The organism is Serratia sp. JUb9, assembly GCF_014298095.1.
Taxonomy (GTDB): domain Bacteria; phylum Pseudomonadota; class Gammaproteobacteria; order Enterobacterales; family Enterobacteriaceae; genus Serratia_B; species Serratia_B rhizosphaerae.
This window is the reverse complement of record NZ_CP060416.1, coordinates 1,711,213-1,731,453: the sequence shown is the minus strand read 5'-3', so window position 1 is coordinate 1,731,453 and position 20,241 is coordinate 1,711,213. Positions and strand designations below refer to the sequence as shown.

Sequence of the window (20,241 nt, the reverse complement as noted above, 5' to 3'; positions counted from 1 at the left end):
GTCATTCATCTTTAACTTACTCTTTCGTAGCCGGCTGTCAAAATGCAAACTTCGTTTGATTGATCCATCTCACGCTTCCCAGTTTATTTGCCATGACAGCGGCGTAATGACTAACGTTGCAGCGGCGGCTATGGCACTCTGGATGCAATGCCGTCCGCACGCAGCCTCACCGATAACGCACGGCCAACTGGTCTGATAGCTTTAGCGCTGCCGGCCAGCCTTTTACTTTGCTACGGAGCTTTGCATGAACACGATCGCCAACCAGCCGCTTCCCGCCGATGTCCAACAGCCGACCTACGACCGCAGCGCCCTGCGCAGCCGCATCGTGCATATCGGCTTCGGCGCATTTCACCGCGCTCATCAGGCATTACTGACCGACCGGGTGCTTAACCGTCAGGGCGGCGACTGGGGGCTGTGTGAAATCAGCCAGTTCAGCGGCGACAAGCTGTTTGAAACGCTGCGCCGGCAGGATCACCGTTATACGGTGCTGGAAAAAGGCGCTGCCGGTAATCAGGCGATCGTCATCGGCGCGGTGCATGAAAGCGTCCACCGTAAACTGGAAGGCGTGGAGGCGGTGCTGGAAAAACTCGCCGAACCGCAGGTGGCGATCGTGTCCATGACCATCACCGAAAAAGGCTACTGCATCGAACCCGGCAGCGGACGACTGGATCTGCAGCATCAGGCGATTCGCGACGATCTGGCCAACCCCGGCCAGCCGAGCAGCGTGCCGGGACTGCTGGTTGAAGCCCTGCGCCTGCGCCGTCAGCGCGGCCTGCCGCCATTTACCGTATTGTCCTGCGATAATATTCCGGAAAACGGCCGCGTCGTGCGCCATGCGGTGATCGATCTGGCGCAGGCGCGCGATGCCGACCTGGCGGAATGGATCGCGGAGCAGGTCACCTTCCCCAGCACCATGGTCGATCGCATCGTGCCGGCGGCCACGCCGGAAACGCTGGATGAAATTGCAACCGCGTTGGGCGGCGTCAACGACGAGTGCGCCATCGCCTGCGAGCCGTTTATTCAGTGGGTGGTGGAAGACAATTTCGTCGCCGGCCGCCCCGAGTGGGAGGTCGCCGGCGCACAACTGGTGGACGATGTGCTGCCGTTCGAACAGATGAAGCTGCGTATGCTGAACGGCAGCCACTCCTTCCTCGCCTACCTCGGCTATCTTGGCGGGTATCAACATATCAATGACTGTATGACCGACGCCAGCTACCGTCAGGCCGCCCGCCGGCTGATGCTGGCGGAACAGGCGCCGACGCTCAGCGTCAGCGGTATCGATCTCGCCGCCTATGCCGACCAGCTGATCGAACGTTACAGCAACCCGGCGCTGCAGCACCGCACCTGGCAGATCGCCATGGACGGCTCGCAAAAACTGCCACAGCGTATGCTGGATTCCGTGCGCTGGCACCTGGCGCACGGCGGCGATTATACCGGCCTGGCGCTGGGCGTTGCAGGCTGGATGCGCTATGTCGGCGGCATTGACGACGCCGGGCAACCGATAGACATTCGCGACCCGATGCTGAGCACCCTGCAGCAGGTGGTCGGCAGCACGCCGGACGACGAACGCCGGGTACAGGCGCTGCTGGCGTTAAACGCCATTTTCGGCGAGGCCTTGCCGGAGAGCCAGGCATTTGTCGAAGCGGTGACGCAGGCCTATCTGTCGCTGCGCGATCGCGGCGCGCGCCAGACGGTGCAAGCGTGGGTCAGTAAAGGGGAATAAGAACAATCGGCCATGCCGGGCGACTGCTCCCGGCATGGCCGGACGTTAACGATAGTCCACCGTCATCATGGCGAGTTGCTGCTGCTGGTCCACCCAGCGAATTTCTGTAGTGCCTAAATTCCGCGGCAGTTCTTTGCGTGTAGTATCGAAGTTTGGCAGGGTGTGCTGCAGGCTTTGATAGTCGCGCCCGTTACGATAACATTCCGTCCGCGCCGCCGTTGCCGTAATATTCAGCTCGCAAGGGCTTTCCACCACTGCACCAATAAAATGGACGGTGCCGCCGAGCGCACCGACATCGCCGGCCGCCATCCATAAACACAATGCGCCTACGGCAGTGACAAACCTATGGGTATTCATGGCCACCTCATATTTTTATTAAGCCAATTTAAACATAGGAGATATCCTTGGGAATAATCTCAAGAACAGACGTGAACTTTGTCGACTGCTTGCTCAATTAACAGAAGAAAAACAAGCTAATAACAACAAAAAACACACTGACTGTAATGATTTTCCTTAGGAAATTTCTTGTATCGCAAGATGGATTTTGAAACCAGAAAGGCGCATTTTTATCTGCAATATTTGTGATTCAGCACACGTGCCCGGGATGGCCGCCGATAATCCCATCAATAATGTTCAATAATTGTACTGTTAAATAAATTAACATCAGGAATCTATTTATGACGAAAACCAACCTGATCACCGGCTTCCTCGGCAGCGGCAAAACCACCACCATTCGTCATCTGTTGGCGAATAAGCCGGAAAATGAACGCTGGGCGGTATTGGTCAATGAGTTTGGAGAAATCGGAATTGATGGTGCGCTGCTGGCCGATTCCGGCGCCGTGCTGAAAGAGATCCCCGGTGGCTGTATGTGCTGTGTCAACGGGCTGCCGATGCAGGTCGGGCTGAACATGTTGCTGCAGCAGGCTAAACCCGATCGGCTGCTGATTGAACCCACCGGGCTCGGCCACCCGAAGCAGATCCTGTCGCTGCTGACGCAGGAAACCTACGGCGGCTGGATCGATCTGCGCGCCACGGTTTGTCTGCTGGATCCGCGCCAGCTACGGGAAACGCGCTACCGCGATAATGAAAACTTCCGCGATCAGCTGGCAGCCGCCGACCTGATTATGGCGAACAAACGCGACGTCTGGCAGGACGCCGATCGCGACGCGCTGCAAAGCTGGCAGGAAAATGCCGCCGCCGGCCGGCCGGTATACCAGATTGAGCGCGGGCAGATGGACGTCGCGCTGCTCGACCTGCCGCGCACCAACCACGCGGAATTACCCGATGGACAACATCACCATGCGCACGCCGCGACGCAGGGGCTGGCCGCATTGCGTCTGCCGTCCAACGCGCGCTGGCGCCGGGCGCTGAACCAGGGGCAAGGCTACACCGCCTGCGGCTGGATTTTTGACGGCGATACCGAGTTTGACACCATCGGCATGATGGAGTGGATCCGACTGGCACCGGTTGACCGCGCCAAAGGCGTAGTGCGCATCGCTGAAGGCACGCTGGTGATCAACCGTCAGGGGCAGGATCTGAGTATTGAAACCCGCCCCGCGCCGCCGCTGGATAGCCGCATTGAGTTGATTCACAGCGAGGATGCCGACTGGAATGCGCTGCAATCGGCTTTGTTTAAGATTCGTTTAGGCTGACGGCTTTACCGTTATTATCGTTTTCTGACTATCGACACAGGTTATTTCATGACGCGCCGTAATCTTCCCCGTATTCTGCTCCTTAATATCCTGGGCATCGCCTTATTTTTGTCCTGGTATTTACCTGCCAACCACGGGCTGTGGTTTAAAATGGATTCGGCCATTTTCTTCTTCTTTAACCAGCACCTGGCCAGCGACCCAACGTTTTTGCACCTGGTCGCCATTACCAATAACCGCGCCTTTGACGGCATTTCACTGATCGCCATGGGGCTGCTGTATCTCCATTTTTATCTGAAACAGGACGCCAGCGGCCGCCGTCGTTTGCTGGTGACCGGCGTGGTGATGCTGCTGACTGCGGTAGTGCTGAACCAGTTAGGGCACCTGCTGCCGGTAAAACACCCCAGTCCGACTCTGACCTTTGACAATATCAATCGCGTCAGCGAGCTGACCGGCATCCCGACCAAAGATGCCTCCAGCGACAGTTTTCCCGGCGACCACGGCATGATGCTGATTATTTTCGCCTGCTTTATGCTGCGTTACTTTAGCGTCTGGGCCTTTATGGTCGCCCTGGCGATCGTTGTGGTATTTTCGCTGCCGCGGGTGATGATCGGCGCGCACTGGTTCACCGATATTGCGGTCGGTTCGCTGTCCGTGGTGCTGGTCGGCGCCAGTTGGTGGCTGATGACGCCGGCCAGCGACGCCCTGATTGACGGGTTAAATCGCCTGTTGCCCGGCAAACACCGCCCGGGCCGGTCATAAGTCAACGTTATCTTCCCCCGCAACGCATCCGCTGTGGGGGAAATCCCCCTCAAATCGTCCGCATCGTTGCCCCCGCCTCCGACCTTATTTCGCCCCGTCGTTACTCGTTAAAATCGCCTGAGCAGGTTTGGTTTTTTTTATCTGAAGTTTTACATTATGTTACATCGCGAACTCACACAAAAAAGTCAGAGAAAAAGGCTCGCAATCCCCTATATCTTCCGGTAATCTCTTTAACGTTTGCGCCCGTTTTATCACTTTTCGGTATTAAAACCGTGAAAAGTGTGCGTTACAGCACATTTTTTTGCCGTTTTCCGATGGCTGATAAACCGGGATGCGGCTCAGCCTCGTTCAGTTTGGCATTTTTCAGGTAGCGACATTCGTCGTTAAGGACTTCAAGGGAATTCGAGAACAATGGTCAAATCTCAACCTTTTCTGAGATACATGTTGCGGTTGGTACCCGCAATGGCGGCAGCGGTCCTGCTCTCCGCATGTAGTTCGACTCACACGGCCAATCCGGATAGCGCGCAAACTGAGATGCGTGCAGTTAATGACAAAGACGGTCTTTTACTGCAAGCCTCTCAGGATGAATTCGAGGCCATGGTGCGTAATGTTGACATCAAGTCAAAAATTCTGGACCAGTATGCCGACTGGAAAGGCGTTCGCTACCGTCTGGGCGGCGAAAGCAAACGCGGCATCGACTGCTCTGCCTTTGTGCAACGCACCTTCCGCGAGCAGTTCGGCATGGATCTGCCGCGCTCGACCTATCAGCAGGAAGATATGGGCAAGAGAGTGCAGCGTAGCAAGCTGCGTCCGGGCGACCTGGTACTGTTCCGTTCCGGTTCCACCGGTCGCCATGTCGGCATCTATCTGGGTAACGATCAGTTCGTTCATGCGTCGACCAGCAATGGCGTGATGATTTCCAAACTGTCCAACGTTTACTGGAACAAGCGCTACCACGAAGCGCGGCGGGTGTTGACCAACAACAGCTGACCTAAAAGAAGTCCTGAATACCAAACTGAACGCTGTAACGCCGCCCTCCGGGCGGCGTTTTTATTCCTGCCGCCGCGGTGAAATTTGCACTTTTGTCCGCCGGATTTTACAGTGGCGGCTGACCTCCCGCGCACGACGCCAGCAATAGCCCGCCGCGACGGCATACTTTACGGAGCCTATTTTGAGCACACCTCGCGAAACATCCGCAAAAAACACCCGCAAAAATGACCCCGAAGGGCTGAAGCAACGTATTTTCGCCAGTGCGCTGGCGGAGTTCTCCGAGGCAGGCCTGAAGGGCGCGCGCCTGGAGCGCATTGCCGAGCTGGCTGACACCACCAAACGCATGGTGGTTTATCACTTCAAGAATAAAGAGTCGCTGTATATCGCCGTGCTGGAATACGCCTATGCGCATATCCGCCAGGATGAGATGGCGCTCAATCTGGCGACGCTGCCGCCGCAGGCCGCCATGCAGCGCCTGATTGAGGCCAACTTCGACTATCACATCGCCCATCCGGCATTTATCCGCCTGGTCAGCCTGGAAAACATGCAGCGCGGTCAGTACGCCCGCCAGTCGGAAAAGTTGAAATTACTCAATATCAGCGCGCTGCAGACGCTGGAGGATATTTTACAGCGGGGTAAACGGTCGGGATTATTCTCCGAAAAAATGAACGCGCGCGATGTGCACCGTATTATCAGCGCCCTGTGTTTTCACCACGCCGCCAACCAATATACGTTCGATACCTTATTTGAAGGCAACCGCACGGCGGAAGAAAAATTGGCCCACTACCGACAAATGACGGTGGAAGTGGTGATGCGTTATTTACAGTGCGAATAAATAAACCGCACGACGCCCCACTCCTTTGTGCTCAAAGCGGCGCGAATAAGATATAGTAAAAGCAGAACAAATTATTACGCCGTGCTCAGGGGGCTGGCTCATGGGTTTAAAAAAGGCATTTACCCGCCATCTATCACATCGTCGGCGTAGTCTGGTTAAAAGTTGTATGGTGGCTCTGGTCTTTTTTATCCTTTTCAGCTCGGTAACGCTGTCCCTGATCTATCACCAGCGCGCGCAATTTCATCACGAACTGGCACAGCGCACGCAACGGTTCACCATTAATTATTTAAATACCCTGACCGGCGTGATGCGCAATATACTGCCGCTGACCCAGGAAAGTTGTCGGTCGGCGCAGCCGAATATCGGCTATCGCGCCGCTTTTACCCCCGATGTTCGCACTTTTCTGCTGATCAAAAACGGCGTCGCTTATTGTTCATCCGCCACCGGCGATATGAGGCTCGGCCTGAAAGCCATTTCACCGGAAATTAACTGGCATCAGCCGCTGGATATGAAATTGCAGTCAGGCACGCCAATGATCCCGTACCGGCCGGCGGTGATGATCTGGCTGCGTAAACCCGGCAGCAGCGCCGACGGCGTCCTCGCCACGCTGGATATCGATATGCTGCCCTACTTACTCAGTGCCCCCGGCTCCAAAAGATCCGGCGTGGCCGTGATTATGGGCACCCGCGCCTTAACCACCTTCTCTACCGATCTGATCCCGCTGAACCGTTTGCCAGATTATCAGTCCGACCGATTATCCATCCCCGGCTATCCGCTGGCGCTGCTGTTCTATAATCAGAAGCTCACCAGCAACGATATCCGCCTGACGTTGCTTGCCGGGTTGATCCTGTCCCTGTTGATCGGTGTGCTGTGCTATTACGCCATGCTGCTGCGGCAAAGCCCGGAACGCGCGCTGATACGCGGCATAAAGCGCAATGAATTCTTCATTGAATATCAGCCGGTATTCCATACCGCCAGCAATGCCGTTTCCGGTCTGGAGGCGCTACTGCGCTGGCAACACCCGACAGAGGGACGCATCCCGCCGGATCTGTTTATTCCCTATGCCGAAAGCGAAAACCTGATCGTGCCGCTGACGCGCCACCTGTTCAAACTGATTGCCGACGATGCCGCCAGGCTGGCCCAGGCGCTGCCACCGGGCGCCAAACTGGGGATGAATATCGCGCCTTCGCATCTGCGCGCTCCGAGCTTCCATCAGGATGTGCTGGAGCTATTAACCCAGTTGCCGCAGCACGACCTTACGCTGGTATTCGAAATCACCGAGCGCGATATGGTGGAGGAAGACTGCGCACAGCAAGAGTTTGACTGGCTACACCGCCAGGGGATCGAAATCGCGATTGATGATTTCGGCACCGGCCACAGCGCGCTGATCTATCTGCAACGCTTTAGCATGGACTACCTGAAAATCGACCGCGGATTCGTCAATACCATCGGCCGGGAGACCGTCACCGCGCCGGTGCTGGATGCGGTGTTGGCGCTGGCGGATAAACTGAAGATGCGTACGGTGGCCGAAGGGGTGGAAACCACCGAACAGGTTCGTTTCCTGCAGCAGCGCGGAGTGAGTTTCATGCAGGGATACTACTTTAGCAAGCCGTTGAAAATAGATGATTTTGTTGATTTTTGTCAAACGAACTCGGTCTATAATAGCCTGACCGGCGAAACCACCGGTCCCTGAGTTTTTTACGCCCAGCGCCTCAGCCGCCGGTAAGACGCGGATACGCCGGGTACCCAATGGATACAGCAGGAGCCTACCGTAAAAATGTCCATGCGCGTTTTTGCTGCTCTGGTGCTTTCAGCCCTGAGTTTAGGTGTACACGCCGAACAGCTTAATGAGAGCTACGCTTTCGCGTTGCTCGGCGATCCCAAATACTCAAACGATTTCAGCCACTACGACTACGTCAATCCGGCGGCGCCCAAGGGCGGCGATATCCGGTTGGCGGCCATCGGCGGCTATGACAGCTTCAACCGCTACGCCAGCCGCGGCGTACCGGGTCAACGCACCGGCGAGCTGTACGATCCGCTGTTCGCCACCTCGGATGACGAACCGGGGAGCTACTACCCGCTGATTGCCGAATCGGCGCGTTATCCGCAGGATATGCGCTGGATGGAGCTGAATATCAACGCCCTTGCCCGTTTTCAGGACGGCAGCCCGATTACCGCCGCCGACGTGGCGTTCAGCTTCAATAAGTTTATGACTGAAGGCGTGCCGCAGTTCCGGGCTTATTACCGGGGCATTACCGTCAAAGCGATCTCCCGCCTGACGGTGCGCATTGAACAGTCCAGACCGGATCGCGTGCAGATGCTCAGCCTGCTCGGCCTGAAAGTGCTGCCGCAGAGCTTCTGGCAAAACCATAAGCTCAGCGAACCGCTCAGCACGCCGCCGCTCGGCAGCGGGCCGTATAAAATCAGCGGCTATCGGCTCGGCCAATCTATCACCTATCAGCGCGTGCGTAATTACTGGGCCGCAGGTTTGCCGATCAACCGTGGCCGTTTCAATTTCGATACTATCCGCTACGAGTACTACCCGGACGAGCAGGCAGCGCTGGAGGCCTTTAAGGCCGGTGCCTATGATTTCCGCAGTGAAAGTTCGCCCAAAAGCTGGGCCAGCCAGTATCAGGGCGACAATTTCACCCGCGGCTATATCGTCAAACGCGACGACGTCAGTCAGGCGGCGCAAAACGCACGCTGGCTGGCGTTCAATATTCAGCGGCCGCCCTTTAACGACCGTCGGGTGCGTGAAGCCATTACGCTGGCCTTCGACTTCGACTGGATGAATAAAACCCTCTACAACAATGCCTACCAACGCGCCGACAGCTATTTTCAGAACACGCCTTATGCGGCCAAAGACTACCCGAACGCCGAAGAACTGGCGCTGCTGGCGCCGCTGAAGGGCAAAGTGCCGCCGGAAGTGTTTACCGGTATTTATCAGCCGCCGCGCTCGGACGGCAGCGGCAACGATCGGCAAAACCTGCTTAAAGCGGCCCAGCTGTTGAAAGAGGCCGGCTGGGAACCCGGCGACCAGCGGCTGGTTAATGCCCAAGGTCAACCGCTGACCTTTGAACTGCTGCTGCCAGACAACAGCACATTCCAGTATGTACAGCCGTTCCAGCGCAACCTGCAGCGGCTGGGCATCAGTATGAAGCTGCGCAACGTCAGTGCAACCCAGTACGCCCAGCGCCTGCGCAAGCGCGATTACGATATGGTTGCGATAGTCTATCCGGCCATGCCGTATCCCAACGCCGATTTACCGTTTTATTGGAGCAGCGGCAGGCTTGATGCCGGCCATAACGCCTCCGGCGTCAGCGATCCGGCGGTCGATACACTGATCGCGCAGATCGTTAAAAACCAAAATAACGCGAAAGCGCTGCTGCCGCTCGGTCGCGCGCTGGATCGGGTGCTGACCTGGAACCATTATATGCTGCCGATGTGGTACTCCAGCCACGTTCGCTACGCCTTCTGGGATAAGTTTTCCTCCCCGGCGATCCGCCCTGCCAACGCTATCGGTCTTGATGACTGGTGGTTCGACGTAAATAAAGCCGCGCGTTTACCGGCGCAGCGGTAAGGCCCGGGCCAACGCTGACTTGGGGCGTCCTGACGGGCGTTCCTGCACATGGCAGGCGCGTTAAACGCATGCCGGTGCAAAACAGGTGCGGTGCAGGGGAACGGAATCAGTCTGCCGCAGCCAGTATGCGGCAACGGCTGTGGAGAAAGTCAGCGGGGTCAGAAAGGATATTGCGCGCTCATCGGTTCGGCGATCGCCGCACCGACATTTTTCAGGCGACAGATGGTGGCGCTCTCGTCCCGGCTGTGAACGAACAGACAAGGCTCCCCTTCCCATTCCACCACGGCGCAGTCGACCTGAATTTCCTGCAGGGAAAGTTTAAGCTGTTGCATCACGCGCCAGGCTTCATTGCCATCGTGACTGAGCAGTTTCAGGCCAATCAGGTTGTTATCTTCGTCGATACCGTTCAACGGCAGCGGCTCAACCTTAACGCCGGTGAACCCCGATAGCCAACGGTAACTTTGCGGCAAGCGATGCACTACCGAAAGTTGGATACTGTCCACATGAAATCCCTAGTTTGAAAAGTTGAAACATTTTTTTTACATCACCGGGTAACTAAGTTATAGCCGCTCAATACTGACTCTGCTGCGAATTGCCCGCTTTCATCAGCATATTGTGTCACAAACTATTAACAGAAACCGGCACTTGCTGATTTGTCGCTGTTTTTACCCTTGACGGGCGTGCCTCTTGGCTTATTTTGCGACTCAGCTCGCATTTTTGCGTTATATGTAACCCTTTCCGCTCACAATCTCAACTCTTTTTTATTGCATTGCGATTACCTTTACACCGCCATAATTTTACATGCATTAAACATTTTTTCATCTCCGCGCCACGCCGACTCCTAGCTAACCTTTTGATTAACAAACCAACAAAAAACAAACTGCCTCTTCGCCACCGCCGTATTCCCAGCGATTTATCACGTCAGAATCGTGGCCGGATAGACAGCCAGTTTTAACAACAGGTCGCGCCGCGCCACCCGCCCAACAAGTTAGCAAGCTTATATTTAGCAACAAATTAAACGTTGCTTGCTGAGGGAGATTATGATGATGCGTAAAAATGGCGCCGGCAGGACGATAAGCCGAAGCGGCATATTGGTGGGGTGCGTGGTGCGGCGGCAATAGCGGGAACCGGGATGGCGGTTCCCGCTTATTTTATCCGCGAGAGGAGGATGCCGCGCCAGCGCGAGGCCGGCTGGCATAGAGATACAGCAACATGGCGATGATGCTGCACAGCGCCATTGACGACACCATCGGCCAGGCGCTTTTACCCGGCATCAGTGATAACAGCGCGCCGACCAGCGCACCGATGCTAAAGCGCAGCGTACCGGCCAGCGAAGAAGCGGTGCCTGCCATGTGCGGAAAATCGTCAAGAATCACCGCCATCGCATTGGAAGAGATCATCGCGATACAGCCCAGATAGACCGCCACGCCAATCACCAGCGCCCAGAACCCCAGGCCGGCCGCGCTGACTATCAGCAGCCACAGCCCCATGGTCAGTTGTACGCTCAGCCCCAGCCGGAACATCTTCACCGCGCCGACGCGCCGCACATTACGGCTGTTCACCAAGGTGGTCAGGAACAGAAACACGATATTCAGCGCAAAGTAGTAGCCAAAATGCTGCGGTGATACGTGGTTCAGCTCGATATACACAAACGGGCCGGCGCTGAGGAACGAAAACATGCCGGCAAAGGAGAACGCGCTGGCCAGCATATAGCTCAGCACCCGCCGATGGCGGAACAGCGACGCAAAATTCCCCAGCGTGGTGCGCAGGTGAAACTTTTGCCGCCGCTCTCTGGGCAAGGTTTCTTTGATAAACAGCGCCACCAGCAGCGAGCCGATCAGCGCCGCGGCGCCCATGGTCCAGAAAATCGCGTGCCAGTTGAACCACAGCAGCAGCGCCCCGCCGATCATCGGCGCCAGCAGCGGCGCGATGGTCATCACCAGGATCACGAAGGACATCATGCGCGAGAATTCATCCTTGGTGAACATATCGCGCATCAGGGCGTTGATCACCACGCTGGCCGCCGCCGCCGACAGCCCGTGCAAAAAGCGCAGGTTAATCAGCTGCTCCACCGACTGCGCCATCGCGCAGGCGCAGCCGGCCAGGGCAAAAATCAGCGTTCCCCACAGAATCACCGGCTTACGCCCGATGCTGTCCGACATCGGCCCGTAGAACAGCTGGCCGACGGCAAAGCCGAGCATATAGGCGCTGAGCGTCATCTGCACGCTGCCGGATGCAACGCCGAACTCCTGGGCGATCACCGGCATGCTGGGCAAATACATATCGATGGCCAGCGGCATCAACATGGAAAGCAGACCCAGAATAAAAATCAAACCGAGATGAGATGTCCGGTTATGTTGCACCTTCAACGACTCCTTAGTCAGCCGCGCTTATCATTAGTTTTGCTGCAAGTGTGGCGCGCCCACGCTGGCAATCTCTTCTTCCGTCAGCGGGCGGTATTCGCCCGGTTCCAGATCCTCATCCAGCGTAATCGCGCCGATCCGCTCGCGATGCAGCTCCACCACCCGGTTGCCCACGGCGGCAAACATGCGTTTGACCTGATGATAGCGCCCTTCGCTGATGGTCAGCCGCACCAGACATTCTTCCAGCTGTTCCAGCTGCGCCGGGCGGGTCAGATCTTTTTCATTATGCAGTTGCACCCCTTCTGCGAAGCGCTGTGCGGTGTCCGCCGCCAGCGGCTGCTCCAGCGTCACCAGATAGGTTTTCTCGCAATGGTGACGCGGCGAGGTGATGCGGTGCGACCACTGGCCGTCATCGGTCATCAGCACCAGTCCGGTGGTATCAATATCCAATCGTCCTGCGGCATGCAGTTTGTAGGCGACCGGCTCGTCGAGGAAATACAGCACCGTCGGATGGTCCGGATCGTCGGTGGAACACACGTAGCCCTGCGGTTTGTTAAGCATGAAATAGCGCGGGCCGTTCATTTGCTCCAGCACGTTGCCGTCAAACGTCACCGTCATCTCCGGGGTCAGCTTCAGCGCCCCGCTTTTTACTACTTCGCCGTCAACCGTGACGCGTTTCGCACGGAGTTCACGCGCCACCAGCGCACGGCTGATACCTAACTGCTGAGATAAAAACTTGTCCAGTCGCATTGAGTCTGCTTTGCCTGTCGTTGTCAGATCGCTTCGATCGTATTGCTAAAAAATATGACGTCCCGCCCTTGCACCAGGTGCAATAGCCGGTTCGAAGAGGGTGAATCAGTAACATCGCGTGGGGAAACAGCGATTGCTGTCCGCTGATTATAGCCACGGAAAGGTTGCCGTAACAGGGCAATTTTGTTGCAGGTCGCAACCCATGCCGGCAAACGGTACTATAAGCGCAATTTTTTTGCGGCCAGAGACGTTACAACATGGCATTTACCCTACGCCCCTATCAGCTGGAAGCGGTCAACGCCACCATCAGCCACTTCCGCCAACGCCCGGAGCCGGCGCTGATTGTCCTGCCTACCGGCGCCGGCAAAAGCCTGGTGATCGCCGAGCTGGCGAAGCGGGCGCGCGGCCGGGTGCTGGTACTGGCGCACGTCAAAGAGCTGGTGGCGCAGAACCACGCCAAATACTGCGCTTACGGGCTGGAAGCGGATATCTTCGCCGCCGGGCTGCAGCAAAAGCAGAGCGGTGGCAAGGTGGTGTTCGGCAGCGTACAGTCCGTCGCACGCAACCTGCCGCTGTTTGACGGTGCGTTTTCCCTGCTGATTATCGACGAGTGTCACCGCATCAGCGACAACGACGACAGCCAGTATCAACAGATCATCACGCATCTGCAGCAGCGTAACCCGCAGCTGCGCCTGTTGGGGCTGACCGCAACGCCCTACCGGCTGGGCAAAGGCTGGATTTATCAATACCACTACCACGGCTTTACCCGCGGCGATGGCAGCAGCCTGTTCCGTGACTGTATTTACGAGCTGCCGCTGCGCTACATGATCAAGAACGGCTATCTGGTGCCGCCGGAGCGGCTCGATATGCCGATTGTGCAGTATGACTTCAGCCGGCTGCAGGCCAACAGCAGCGGTTTGTTCAGCGAGGCGGACCTGAACCGCGAGCTGAAGCGTCAGGATCGTATTACGCCGCACATTATCAGCCAGATCGTGGAATATGCCGAAACGCGCAAAGGGGTGATGATTTTTGCCTCCACCGTTGAACACGCGCGTGAAATCCACGGCCTGCTGCCGCCGGGCGAAGCAGCGCTGGTCAGTGCGGAAACGCCGCCGGCGGAGCGCGACGCGCTGATCGAGGCGTTCAAACAGCAGCAGCTGCGCTATCTGGTTAACGTCGCGGTGCTGACCACCGGCTTTGACGCGCCGCACGTGGATTTGATCGCCATTTTGCGCCCGACCGAATCCGTCAGCCTGTACCAGCAGATCGTCGGCCGCGGCCTGCGGCTGGCACCGGGCAAGGAAGATTGTCTGATCCTCGATTACGCCGGCAACCCGCACGATCTGTTCACCCCGGAGGTGGGTGTACGCAAGCCGCACGGCGACAGCCAGCCGGTGCAGGTCTTTTGCCCCGGCTGCGGCTTCGCCAACCTGTTCTGGGGCAAATGCACCGAAAGCGGCGAGATTATCGAACACTACGGCCGCCGCTGTCAGGGCTGGCTGGAGGATGATGACGGCAACCGCGAGCAGTGCGACTACCGCTTCCGCTTTAAAAGCTGCCCGCACTGCGGCGCGGAAAATGATATCGCCGCCCGCCGCTGCCATCAGTGCCAGGAGGTACTGGTGGATCCTGACGATATGCTCAAGGCCGCGCTCAAGCTGAAAGACGCGCTGGTGCTGCGCTGCGGCGGCATGGAGCTAAGCAGCGGCCGCGATGATAAGGGCGAATGGCTGAAAGCCATCTACTACGATGAGGACGGCGCCAGCGCCAGCGAACGCTTCAGGCTGCAGACGCCGGCGCAGCGCAAAGCTTTTGAGATGCTGTTTCTGCGGCCGCACCAGCGGGCGCCCGGCGTGCCGTTCAACTGGCAGCAGGCGGCCGACGTGCTTAATCAGCAGGCGCTGCTGCGCCACCCCGACTTTGTGGTGGCGCGCAAACGCGGCCAGTTCTGGCAAATCCGGGAAAAAGTGTTTGATTATCAAGGCCGCTTCCGCCGCGCCGACGCCCTGTACTGATGCGCGCCCTGCCCGCCGCCGCGGGCAGGTTTTCGTTGCCCTGGCGGCGGCTTTCCGTTAAAATGCCGCCCGCTTTACCTGGGTCCGCCCGGGTGGGTCGAATTATCGAACCTGTTACTGGGTCGCCTGTAGCAGGGTACATTTTCTTTTAAGAGAAAAAATAATGTTCACTATCAATGCAGAAGTACGTAAAGAGCAGGGTAAGGGTGCGAGCCGCCGCCTGCGCGCAGCCAGCAAATTCCCAGCTATCATTTACGGTGGCGAAGAGGCTGCAATCGCTATCGAACTGGACCATGATTCTGTAAAGAACATGGAAGCTAAGCCAGAATTCTACGATGAAGCTATCGTGCTGGTTATCGACGGCAAAGAAACTAAAGTGAAAGTTCAGGCAGTGCAACGTCACCCGTTCAAGCCTAAACTGGCTCACATCGACTTCGTTCGCGCTTAATCGCACAACGTTATCGAGCTTTAGTATTTCGGGACGCCGAAGTAAAAAACGCCGCAATCGCGGCGTTTTTTATTGTCTGTTATCCGGCCTTATTTCCCGCCGTTCAAACGACGCTGCAGCTGGTCACGCAGGTTCGGCGGCGTGCCGCGAATGGTCAGCGTATCGGTCGCCGCATCCCAGAAGATGCGCTCGCCCATCAGCATGGCGTCAAAGTTGATACTGATGCCGCCGCCGCTGCCGGCAAATTTGGTCAGCTGGCGCAGCGTACCGCGATCGGCCGGGAAGCTCTCTTCCAGCTCATAACCCTGCTCGCTGGAAAACTGCAGGAAATCTTTTTCTCCCACCGGCGCGATTTCCGCCGACAGCGCCTGCAGCTCAATCTCCTCACCCGCCTGCAGCTGTTCGTTACAGTAGCTGTACACCTGCTGACGCACGTTCTGACGCTCATTTTTATCCAGTTGTCCCTCGGCGCAGTAATCGTCCACCGCCTGCAGCAGACCGCGGTTTTGCGCTTTGGTATCCAGCCCTTCGGACGCCGCCAGGAAATCCATAAAGAAATCGGAGACCTTACGCCCCACCCGCCCTTTCAGGAAGGTCAGGTAACGTGTGGATTCCGGGTTGGTTTCCCATTCGGTCAGATCGACGCGCGCCACGATATCGGCATGGTTAATGTCCAGATAATGCGTGGTGCTGATATCCAGCTCTTCATTAACGCGCATGCTGTTGCAGCTGTTCAACACCGCAATCAGCAGATATTCCACCGCCAGATAGCGGTACTGACCAAACAGCACCACGCTGCTTTCCGCAAACGGATATTTGGCCAGCTCATCGCGCAGCCGACCGGTCGCCGCACGGCTGAAGGCGAGGAAATCTTCGTCGCCTTTGCGGCAGGTGCGCAGCGCCTGCGCCAGTTCGCTCTCTTCATTGAACAGGCCATAAGCTTTGCTCTTGGCGCTGTATACGCGGTGCAGCTCCGCCATCATCTCTTCCACCGCCGCGTTGGCCGGCAGCAGGGAATCGCGCAGCACCACATCCAGCGTTTGTTCGTCGCGCTTTACCAACTGGTGCAGAGCGATCTGGTCAATATCCAGACTCATGATAAATCCTCCCGTTCTTTGAGCGCGTATTCAAACACTGAAGGCCCGGTGCTGCAACTCGAAAGATGGCGTTCGGCAACGCATTGCCGCAGCGTCAGGCAGAAAGATAAACTGAATTGATAAAAGAGCGGAAAATCACGGCTCTATACGGTAAGATATGGGACTTTGTCAGGTTTTGAGCTCAATTTTTATGCCACAATCATCGCGTTATAGTGACGAACACGTTGAACAACTGCTCGCTGAGCTGGTCAATGTTCTGGAAAAACACCATACTCCCACCGATCTGTCTTTGATGGTGTTGGGTAACATGGTAACCAACTTGATTAACACCAGCGTCTCTCCCGCACAGCGGCAAACGCTGGCAAAATCGTTTGCTGAGGCCCTGCAGGCTTCAATTCATGAAGATAAAGCGCATTAATACTTAATTTATGGTGACAAACCGTCAGCGTTATCGTGAAAAAGTCTCCCAGATGATCAGCTGGGGGCACTGGTTCGCCTTGTTCAATATTCTGCTCAGCATTGGGTTGGGCAGCCGCTACCTGTTTGTCACCGACTGGCCGGCCTCGCTGCTCGGCCGCGTCTATGCCATGGTCAGCGTGTTGGGACACTTCAGCTTTATCGTGTTCGCCAGCTATCTGCTGATCATCTTCCCGCTCACCTTCGTGGTGATGTCGCAGCGACTATTGCGCTTTATCTCCGCCACGCTGGCGACCGCCGGGCTGACGCTGCTGCTGGTCGACAGCGAGGTCTTCACCCGCTTCCACCTGCACCTCAACCCCGTGGTGTGGGAACTGGTGGTCAACCCGGACCAGAGCGAACTGGCGCGCGACTGGCAGCTGATGTTTATCTGCGTGCCGGTCATTTTCCTGATCGAGATGCTGTTCGGCACCTGGAGCTGGCAGAAGCTGCGCAGCCTGAACCGACGCAGCTTCGGCAAACCGTTGGCGGCACTGTTTATCGTCTCCTTTTTTGCCTCGCACCTGATTTATATCTGGGCGGACGCCAATTTCTATCGCCCTATCACCATGCAGCGCGCCAACCTGCCGCTGTCATACCCGATGACCGCGCGCAAGTTTCTGGAGAAGCATGGTCTGCTCGACCCGCAAGAGTTTGAGCGACGGCTGGTGCAGCAGGGCGATCCGGAAGCGGCAACGGTCGAGTATCCGCTTAACGATCTGAGCTACCGTGATAACGGCAGCGGCTACAACCTGCTGATGATTGTGGTGAACGGTATCCGCAATCAGGATGTGGCGCAGGATATGCCGGCCCTCACCCGCTTCGCGCAGGAAAATGTACGCTTCACCGATCATTACAGTTCAGGCAACCGCGCTGACACCGGCCTGATGGGGCTGTTCTACGGCATTTCTCCGACCTATCTGGACGGCATTCTGGCCTCGCGCAAGCCTTCGGCGTTGATTAACGCGCTCGGCGCGCAGGGCTATCAGTTCGGCCTGTTCTCCTCAGACGGCTTTAATGCGCCGCTGTATCGTCAGGCGTTGCTGACCGACTTCTCGCTGCCTGCCCCGCAGGCGCAAAGCGATGCCGCCACCACGCAGCAGTGGCAGCATTGGCTGACCGCTCAGGGCGGCGCTATGCCATGGTTCTCGTACCTCAACTTCCGCGGCGGCGACGCGCAGGACGCGACTCCGACAGCGCCTGACGACTTTATGCAACGCTACCGCAGCGGCGCGCAGGATGTCGATGCGCAAATCGCCCAGGTGCTGAACACGCTGAAAGCCCGCGGCATGCTGGAGAAAACCGTGGTGGTCATCACCGCCGAGCATGGCGTAGAGTTCAACGACAGCGGTAAGGATCAATGGGGCGCGGGCAGCAGCTTCAGCCCGCTGCAACTGCAGGTGCCATTGGTGATCCACTGGCCGGGTACGCCGGCGCAGACCATCAATAAGATGACCAGTCACAACGACGTGATGCGCACCTTGATGCAACGCTTGCTGCACGTAAAAACCGCTGCCAACGACTATTCCCAGGGCGAAGATCTGTTTACCGCCCAGCGCCGCCATAATTGGGTGACGACCGGCGACAGCAAGCAGTTGGTGATTACCACGCCGGAACAGACCATCGTGCTGGATAATAACGGCAGCTACCGTTCATACGATAAGAACGACCGTGAGATAAAAGATGAAAAACCGCAGCTGGCCCTGCTGCTGCAGGTTCTGACCGATGTAAAACGCTTTATCGCCAACTAAGTTGCTTAAAACTATAGCAATCGGGCGTCAGCGATCTTGCATTGCCATCGGGAAGAGGTAGACTGATTGCATCGCGTCGGCATGTAGCGCAGCCTGGTAGCGCACCGTCATGGGGTGTCGGGGGTCGGAGGTTCGAATCCTCTCATGCCGACCAAACATTCCAGATAGGTCAAGGGGTTAATCGAAAGGTTAGCCCCTTTACTTTATGCACAACACTGCACATGTGCAACAGTCAAATGCACACGCTTTTCCAAGCCTCCCTGCTCTTCGAATCAACTCATGACGGTTAACGGGAAACGTCACAAGCTCCGTTCCCTCTCTCACCTGTCGCTCTGCTCCAGCTTCGTCCTATTCGCTAATGCTCATAGGCAGCTACCAGGCTGCGCTACATGCCGACACACTAACGCAATGTGAACGCATAGAGTTAACCCATTGAAGATAAAATAAATATCACCCTCTAGAACGCCCTCGGAAGGCCGTAGAAAGGTTTAATAGGTTAAGGCATAGTTGCACAACCCGGTAATGAAGCTTTCAGGGAGAGGCTAATCATAGAGCCACCGGCCAGCCTTGGCAGACTCAATCAGCATATCGACAGTTAACGCCGCCGGCTTATGACGATCTGTTTGCATATGTTTGGGGAGAATCGCATTGGGTAAGAGCCAAAGCCCCGAGTTTGGAAAGTATTTGCGAAACTCAAAACGAGTCATATCAACATGCAGTTTATCTGCGTACTCTTCCAGAAAATCATAAGCATCTTCAGGGAGTACACTCTTTTTACCTGTACTCAGCGACGCATCATTCGTCATTTCCCAGAAGTGTTTTCTGAGTAACTCGTGGACGTCATTAATTTCATTCATTCCCGCCCCCCCCTTTCCCAACGATAAGCTCATAACGATGGATGACATTACGTGTTACTATAGCTAAATCATAGGCTGTCAGAACTGCACCAATCCAAGGAAGCCAGCGGCCAACATAGGCACCAATACTTGTGGTGTAAGCCCACTCGCCACGCCTTAACTTGGCCCATGTAATGGTTTTTTTAGCTTTCTTAAACCTTTGTTGAATTAGCGTACGTGAGGCTATAGATAATGGGCTGGTTCCTGATGTACCTTTACCAGAGGCCTTACCGATCTTCCCCTTTACAGGAATCACGGGCAGGCTGACCAACATTGAGGCGATAGCCAGTAAGTCAACCATCCCGCTGAACTGTTTCTGAAACTCATCGAGAATCAGCCACAGGAGAAGTTCATCTTTGTCGAGGCTCATTCCGTTGAAAAAATACTTCCCACCCAACTCTTCAACCGTATCCATCTTTCCACATCCTTGTTTATAAATTCACCTTTATAGTAATGGCAATCTCTTGTTCAAGGCAATCAAAGAGATGCCCCCAAAATCCCAAAAACGATAAAAATCACAGCGATAAGCCCTACAGATCTATTCCGGGTCTCGATGAGAGAAAGGATAGAGGATACGCCAAGCAACAAGCTAAGCGCACCTAAGAAATTCAGAACAGTTATCGAATGAAATGAAGGGTTTACATACACACCAAAACACAACACCGATACTGCCATCAGCACAGCTTTTAATGCATTCCACCTTAATAGGGCTTGAATCTCTTTTTCCGCCCCGCTGGATTTAGCCAGCATTGCAACATTCATCCACACAGAGGGCAACGAGTACAGCACACACAGCCCTGACAACAAATACAGAACAACATCAATCATTATCAACCTGACCAGATTAAAGAAGGGGACTAAAGATTCAGGATCAGACATCCCCCCATACGCCGTCAAATAGGTTGAATAGATCGATAACGGAAAAC

General features: G+C 56.1%; 19 protein-coding genes and 1 tRNA gene. 12 read left to right on the top strand and 8 right to left on the bottom strand.

The genetic code is table 11. The features are described from left to right. Nucleotides 1-244 precede the first annotated feature (244 nt). Nucleotides 245-1,723: a mannitol dehydrogenase family protein gene (locus HF675_RS08125; protein ID WP_187044396.1), complete on the top strand. Its 1,479-nt coding sequence runs from the start codon at nucleotides 245-247 to the stop codon at nucleotides 1,721-1,723. Nucleotides 1,724-1,768: 45 nt separating this feature from the next. Here the strand turns inward: HF675_RS08125 and HF675_RS08120 are convergent, their stop codons facing one another. Beyond that, nucleotides 1,769-2,080 (bottom strand): type 1 fimbrial protein, encoded by a 312-nt coding sequence (locus HF675_RS08120; RefSeq protein WP_105231860.1) that lies wholly within the window; start codon nucleotides 2,078-2,080, stop codon nucleotides 1,769-1,771. Nucleotides 2,081-2,400: 320 nt separating this feature from the next. Between HF675_RS08120 and HF675_RS08115 the strand changes: the two genes are divergently transcribed. From HF675_RS08115 to HF675_RS08090, 6 genes are all read left to right on the top strand, one after another. Next, entirely contained in the window at nucleotides 2,401-3,375 is a 975-nt protein-coding gene (locus HF675_RS08115) for a GTP-binding protein (protein ID WP_111736745.1), read from the top strand. 48 nt (nucleotides 3,376-3,423) lie between these two features. Then, on the top strand, nucleotides 3,424-4,134 hold the full coding sequence (locus HF675_RS08110; protein WP_105231862.1) for a phosphatase PAP2 family protein: 711 nt from the start codon (nucleotides 3,424-3,426) through the stop codon (nucleotides 4,132-4,134). Nucleotides 4,135-4,545: 411 nt separating this feature from the next. Then, a complete protein-coding gene (gene mepS / locus HF675_RS08105) occupies nucleotides 4,546-5,124 on the top strand; it encodes a bifunctional murein DD-endopeptidase/murein LD-carboxypeptidase (protein WP_105231863.1) in 579 nt (192 codons plus the stop codon). 181 nt (nucleotides 5,125-5,305) lie between these two features. Continuing rightward, entirely contained in the window at nucleotides 5,306-5,959 is a 654-nt protein-coding gene (locus tag HF675_RS08100; protein ID WP_187044395.1) for a TetR family transcriptional regulator, read from the top strand. 100 nt (nucleotides 5,960-6,059) lie between these two features. Further along, complete coding sequence (locus HF675_RS08095; RefSeq protein WP_105231865.1) at nucleotides 6,060-7,652, top strand: cyclic di-GMP phosphodiesterase; 1,593 nt, start codon at nucleotides 6,060-6,062, stop codon at nucleotides 7,650-7,652. Nucleotides 7,653-7,736: 84 nt separating this feature from the next. Then, a complete protein-coding gene (locus HF675_RS08090; RefSeq protein WP_187044394.1) occupies nucleotides 7,737-9,539 on the top strand; it encodes an extracellular solute-binding protein in 1,803 nt (600 codons plus the stop codon). Nucleotides 9,540-9,697: 158 nt separating this feature from the next. Here HF675_RS08090 and HF675_RS08085 read toward each other — a convergent pair whose 3' ends face one another. The 3 genes from HF675_RS08085 to rsuA all read right to left on the bottom strand — a co-directional run bounded on the left by HF675_RS08085 (nucleotide 9,698) and on the right by rsuA (nucleotide 12,652). Continuing rightward, nucleotides 9,698-10,042 (bottom strand): YejG family protein, encoded by a 345-nt coding sequence (locus tag HF675_RS08085; protein WP_105231867.1) that lies wholly within the window; start codon nucleotides 10,040-10,042, stop codon nucleotides 9,698-9,700. Nucleotides 10,043-10,690: 648 nt separating this feature from the next. Continuing rightward, nucleotides 10,691-11,902: a Bcr/CflA family multidrug efflux MFS transporter gene (locus HF675_RS08080; protein ID WP_187044393.1), complete on the bottom strand. Its 1,212-nt coding sequence runs from the start codon at nucleotides 11,900-11,902 to the stop codon at nucleotides 10,691-10,693. Nucleotides 11,903-11,935: 33 nt separating this feature from the next. Continuing rightward, nucleotides 11,936-12,652 carry a 16S rRNA pseudouridine(516) synthase RsuA gene (gene rsuA / locus HF675_RS08075; protein ID WP_105231868.1) on the bottom strand — a complete coding sequence of 239 codons (717 nt, stop codon included), beginning with the start codon at nucleotides 12,650-12,652 and terminating at the stop codon, nucleotides 11,936-11,938. Between the two features lie 257 nt (nucleotides 12,653-12,909). Here rsuA and HF675_RS08070 point away from each other — a divergent pair, with 257 nt between their 5' ends. Both HF675_RS08070 and rplY read left to right on the top strand, forming a co-directional pair. Then, nucleotides 12,910-14,667: a DEAD/DEAH box helicase gene (locus HF675_RS08070; RefSeq protein ID WP_111738035.1), complete on the top strand. Its 1,758-nt coding sequence runs from the start codon at nucleotides 12,910-12,912 to the stop codon at nucleotides 14,665-14,667. Between the two features lie 163 nt (nucleotides 14,668-14,830). Beyond that, on the top strand, nucleotides 14,831-15,115 hold the full coding sequence (gene rplY / locus HF675_RS08065; protein ID WP_105231870.1) for a 50S ribosomal protein L25: 285 nt from the start codon (nucleotides 14,831-14,833) through the stop codon (nucleotides 15,113-15,115). Between the two features lie 89 nt (nucleotides 15,116-15,204). Here rplY and yejK read toward each other — a convergent pair whose 3' ends face one another. Further along, the gene (gene yejK / locus HF675_RS08060) at nucleotides 15,205-16,212 is read right to left on the bottom strand and encodes a nucleoid-associated protein YejK (RefSeq protein ID WP_015673075.1); all 1,008 of its coding nucleotides are present in this window, start codon (nucleotides 16,210-16,212) and stop codon (nucleotides 15,205-15,207) included. A gap of 190 nt (nucleotides 16,213-16,402) precedes the next feature. Here yejK and HF675_RS08055 point away from each other — a divergent pair, with 190 nt between their 5' ends. The 3 genes from HF675_RS08055 to HF675_RS08045 all read left to right on the top strand — a co-directional run bounded on the left by HF675_RS08055 (nucleotide 16,403) and on the right by HF675_RS08045 (nucleotide 18,573). Beyond that, complete coding sequence (locus tag HF675_RS08055) at nucleotides 16,403-16,630, top strand: YejL family protein (protein WP_105231871.1); 228 nt, start codon at nucleotides 16,403-16,405, stop codon at nucleotides 16,628-16,630. Nucleotides 16,631-16,640: 10 nt separating this feature from the next. Continuing rightward, nucleotides 16,641-18,419: an LPS biosynthesis-modulating metalloenzyme YejM gene (gene yejM / locus HF675_RS08050; RefSeq protein ID WP_105231872.1), complete on the top strand. Its 1,779-nt coding sequence runs from the start codon at nucleotides 16,641-16,643 to the stop codon at nucleotides 18,417-18,419. A gap of 77 nt (nucleotides 18,420-18,496) precedes the next feature. Then, nucleotides 18,497-18,573: transfer RNA gene (locus HF675_RS08045), tRNA-Pro, on the top strand. A 388-nt stretch (nucleotides 18,574-18,961) separates the two neighbouring features. On the opposite strand, the gene HF675_RS08040 is transcribed toward HF675_RS08045, so the two are convergent. The 3 genes from HF675_RS08040 to HF675_RS08030 all read right to left on the bottom strand — a co-directional run bounded on the left by HF675_RS08040 (nucleotide 18,962) and on the right by HF675_RS08030 (nucleotide 20,194). Further along, the gene (locus HF675_RS08040) at nucleotides 18,962-19,276 is read right to left on the bottom strand and encodes a DUF1493 family protein (protein WP_187044392.1); all 315 of its coding nucleotides are present in this window, start codon (nucleotides 19,274-19,276) and stop codon (nucleotides 18,962-18,964) included. Further along, nucleotides 19,269-19,730, bottom strand: a complete 462-nt coding sequence (locus HF675_RS08035) for an STM2901 family protein (protein ID WP_187044391.1) — start codon at nucleotides 19,728-19,730, stop codon at nucleotides 19,269-19,271. The genes HF675_RS08040 and HF675_RS08035 overlap by 8 nt, the downstream gene beginning before the upstream one ends. Nucleotides 19,731-19,792: 62 nt before the next feature. Further along, entirely contained in the window at nucleotides 19,793-20,194 is a 402-nt protein-coding gene (locus HF675_RS08030) for a hypothetical protein (protein ID WP_187044390.1), read from the bottom strand. Between the last annotated feature and the right edge of the window lie 47 nt (nucleotides 20,195-20,241).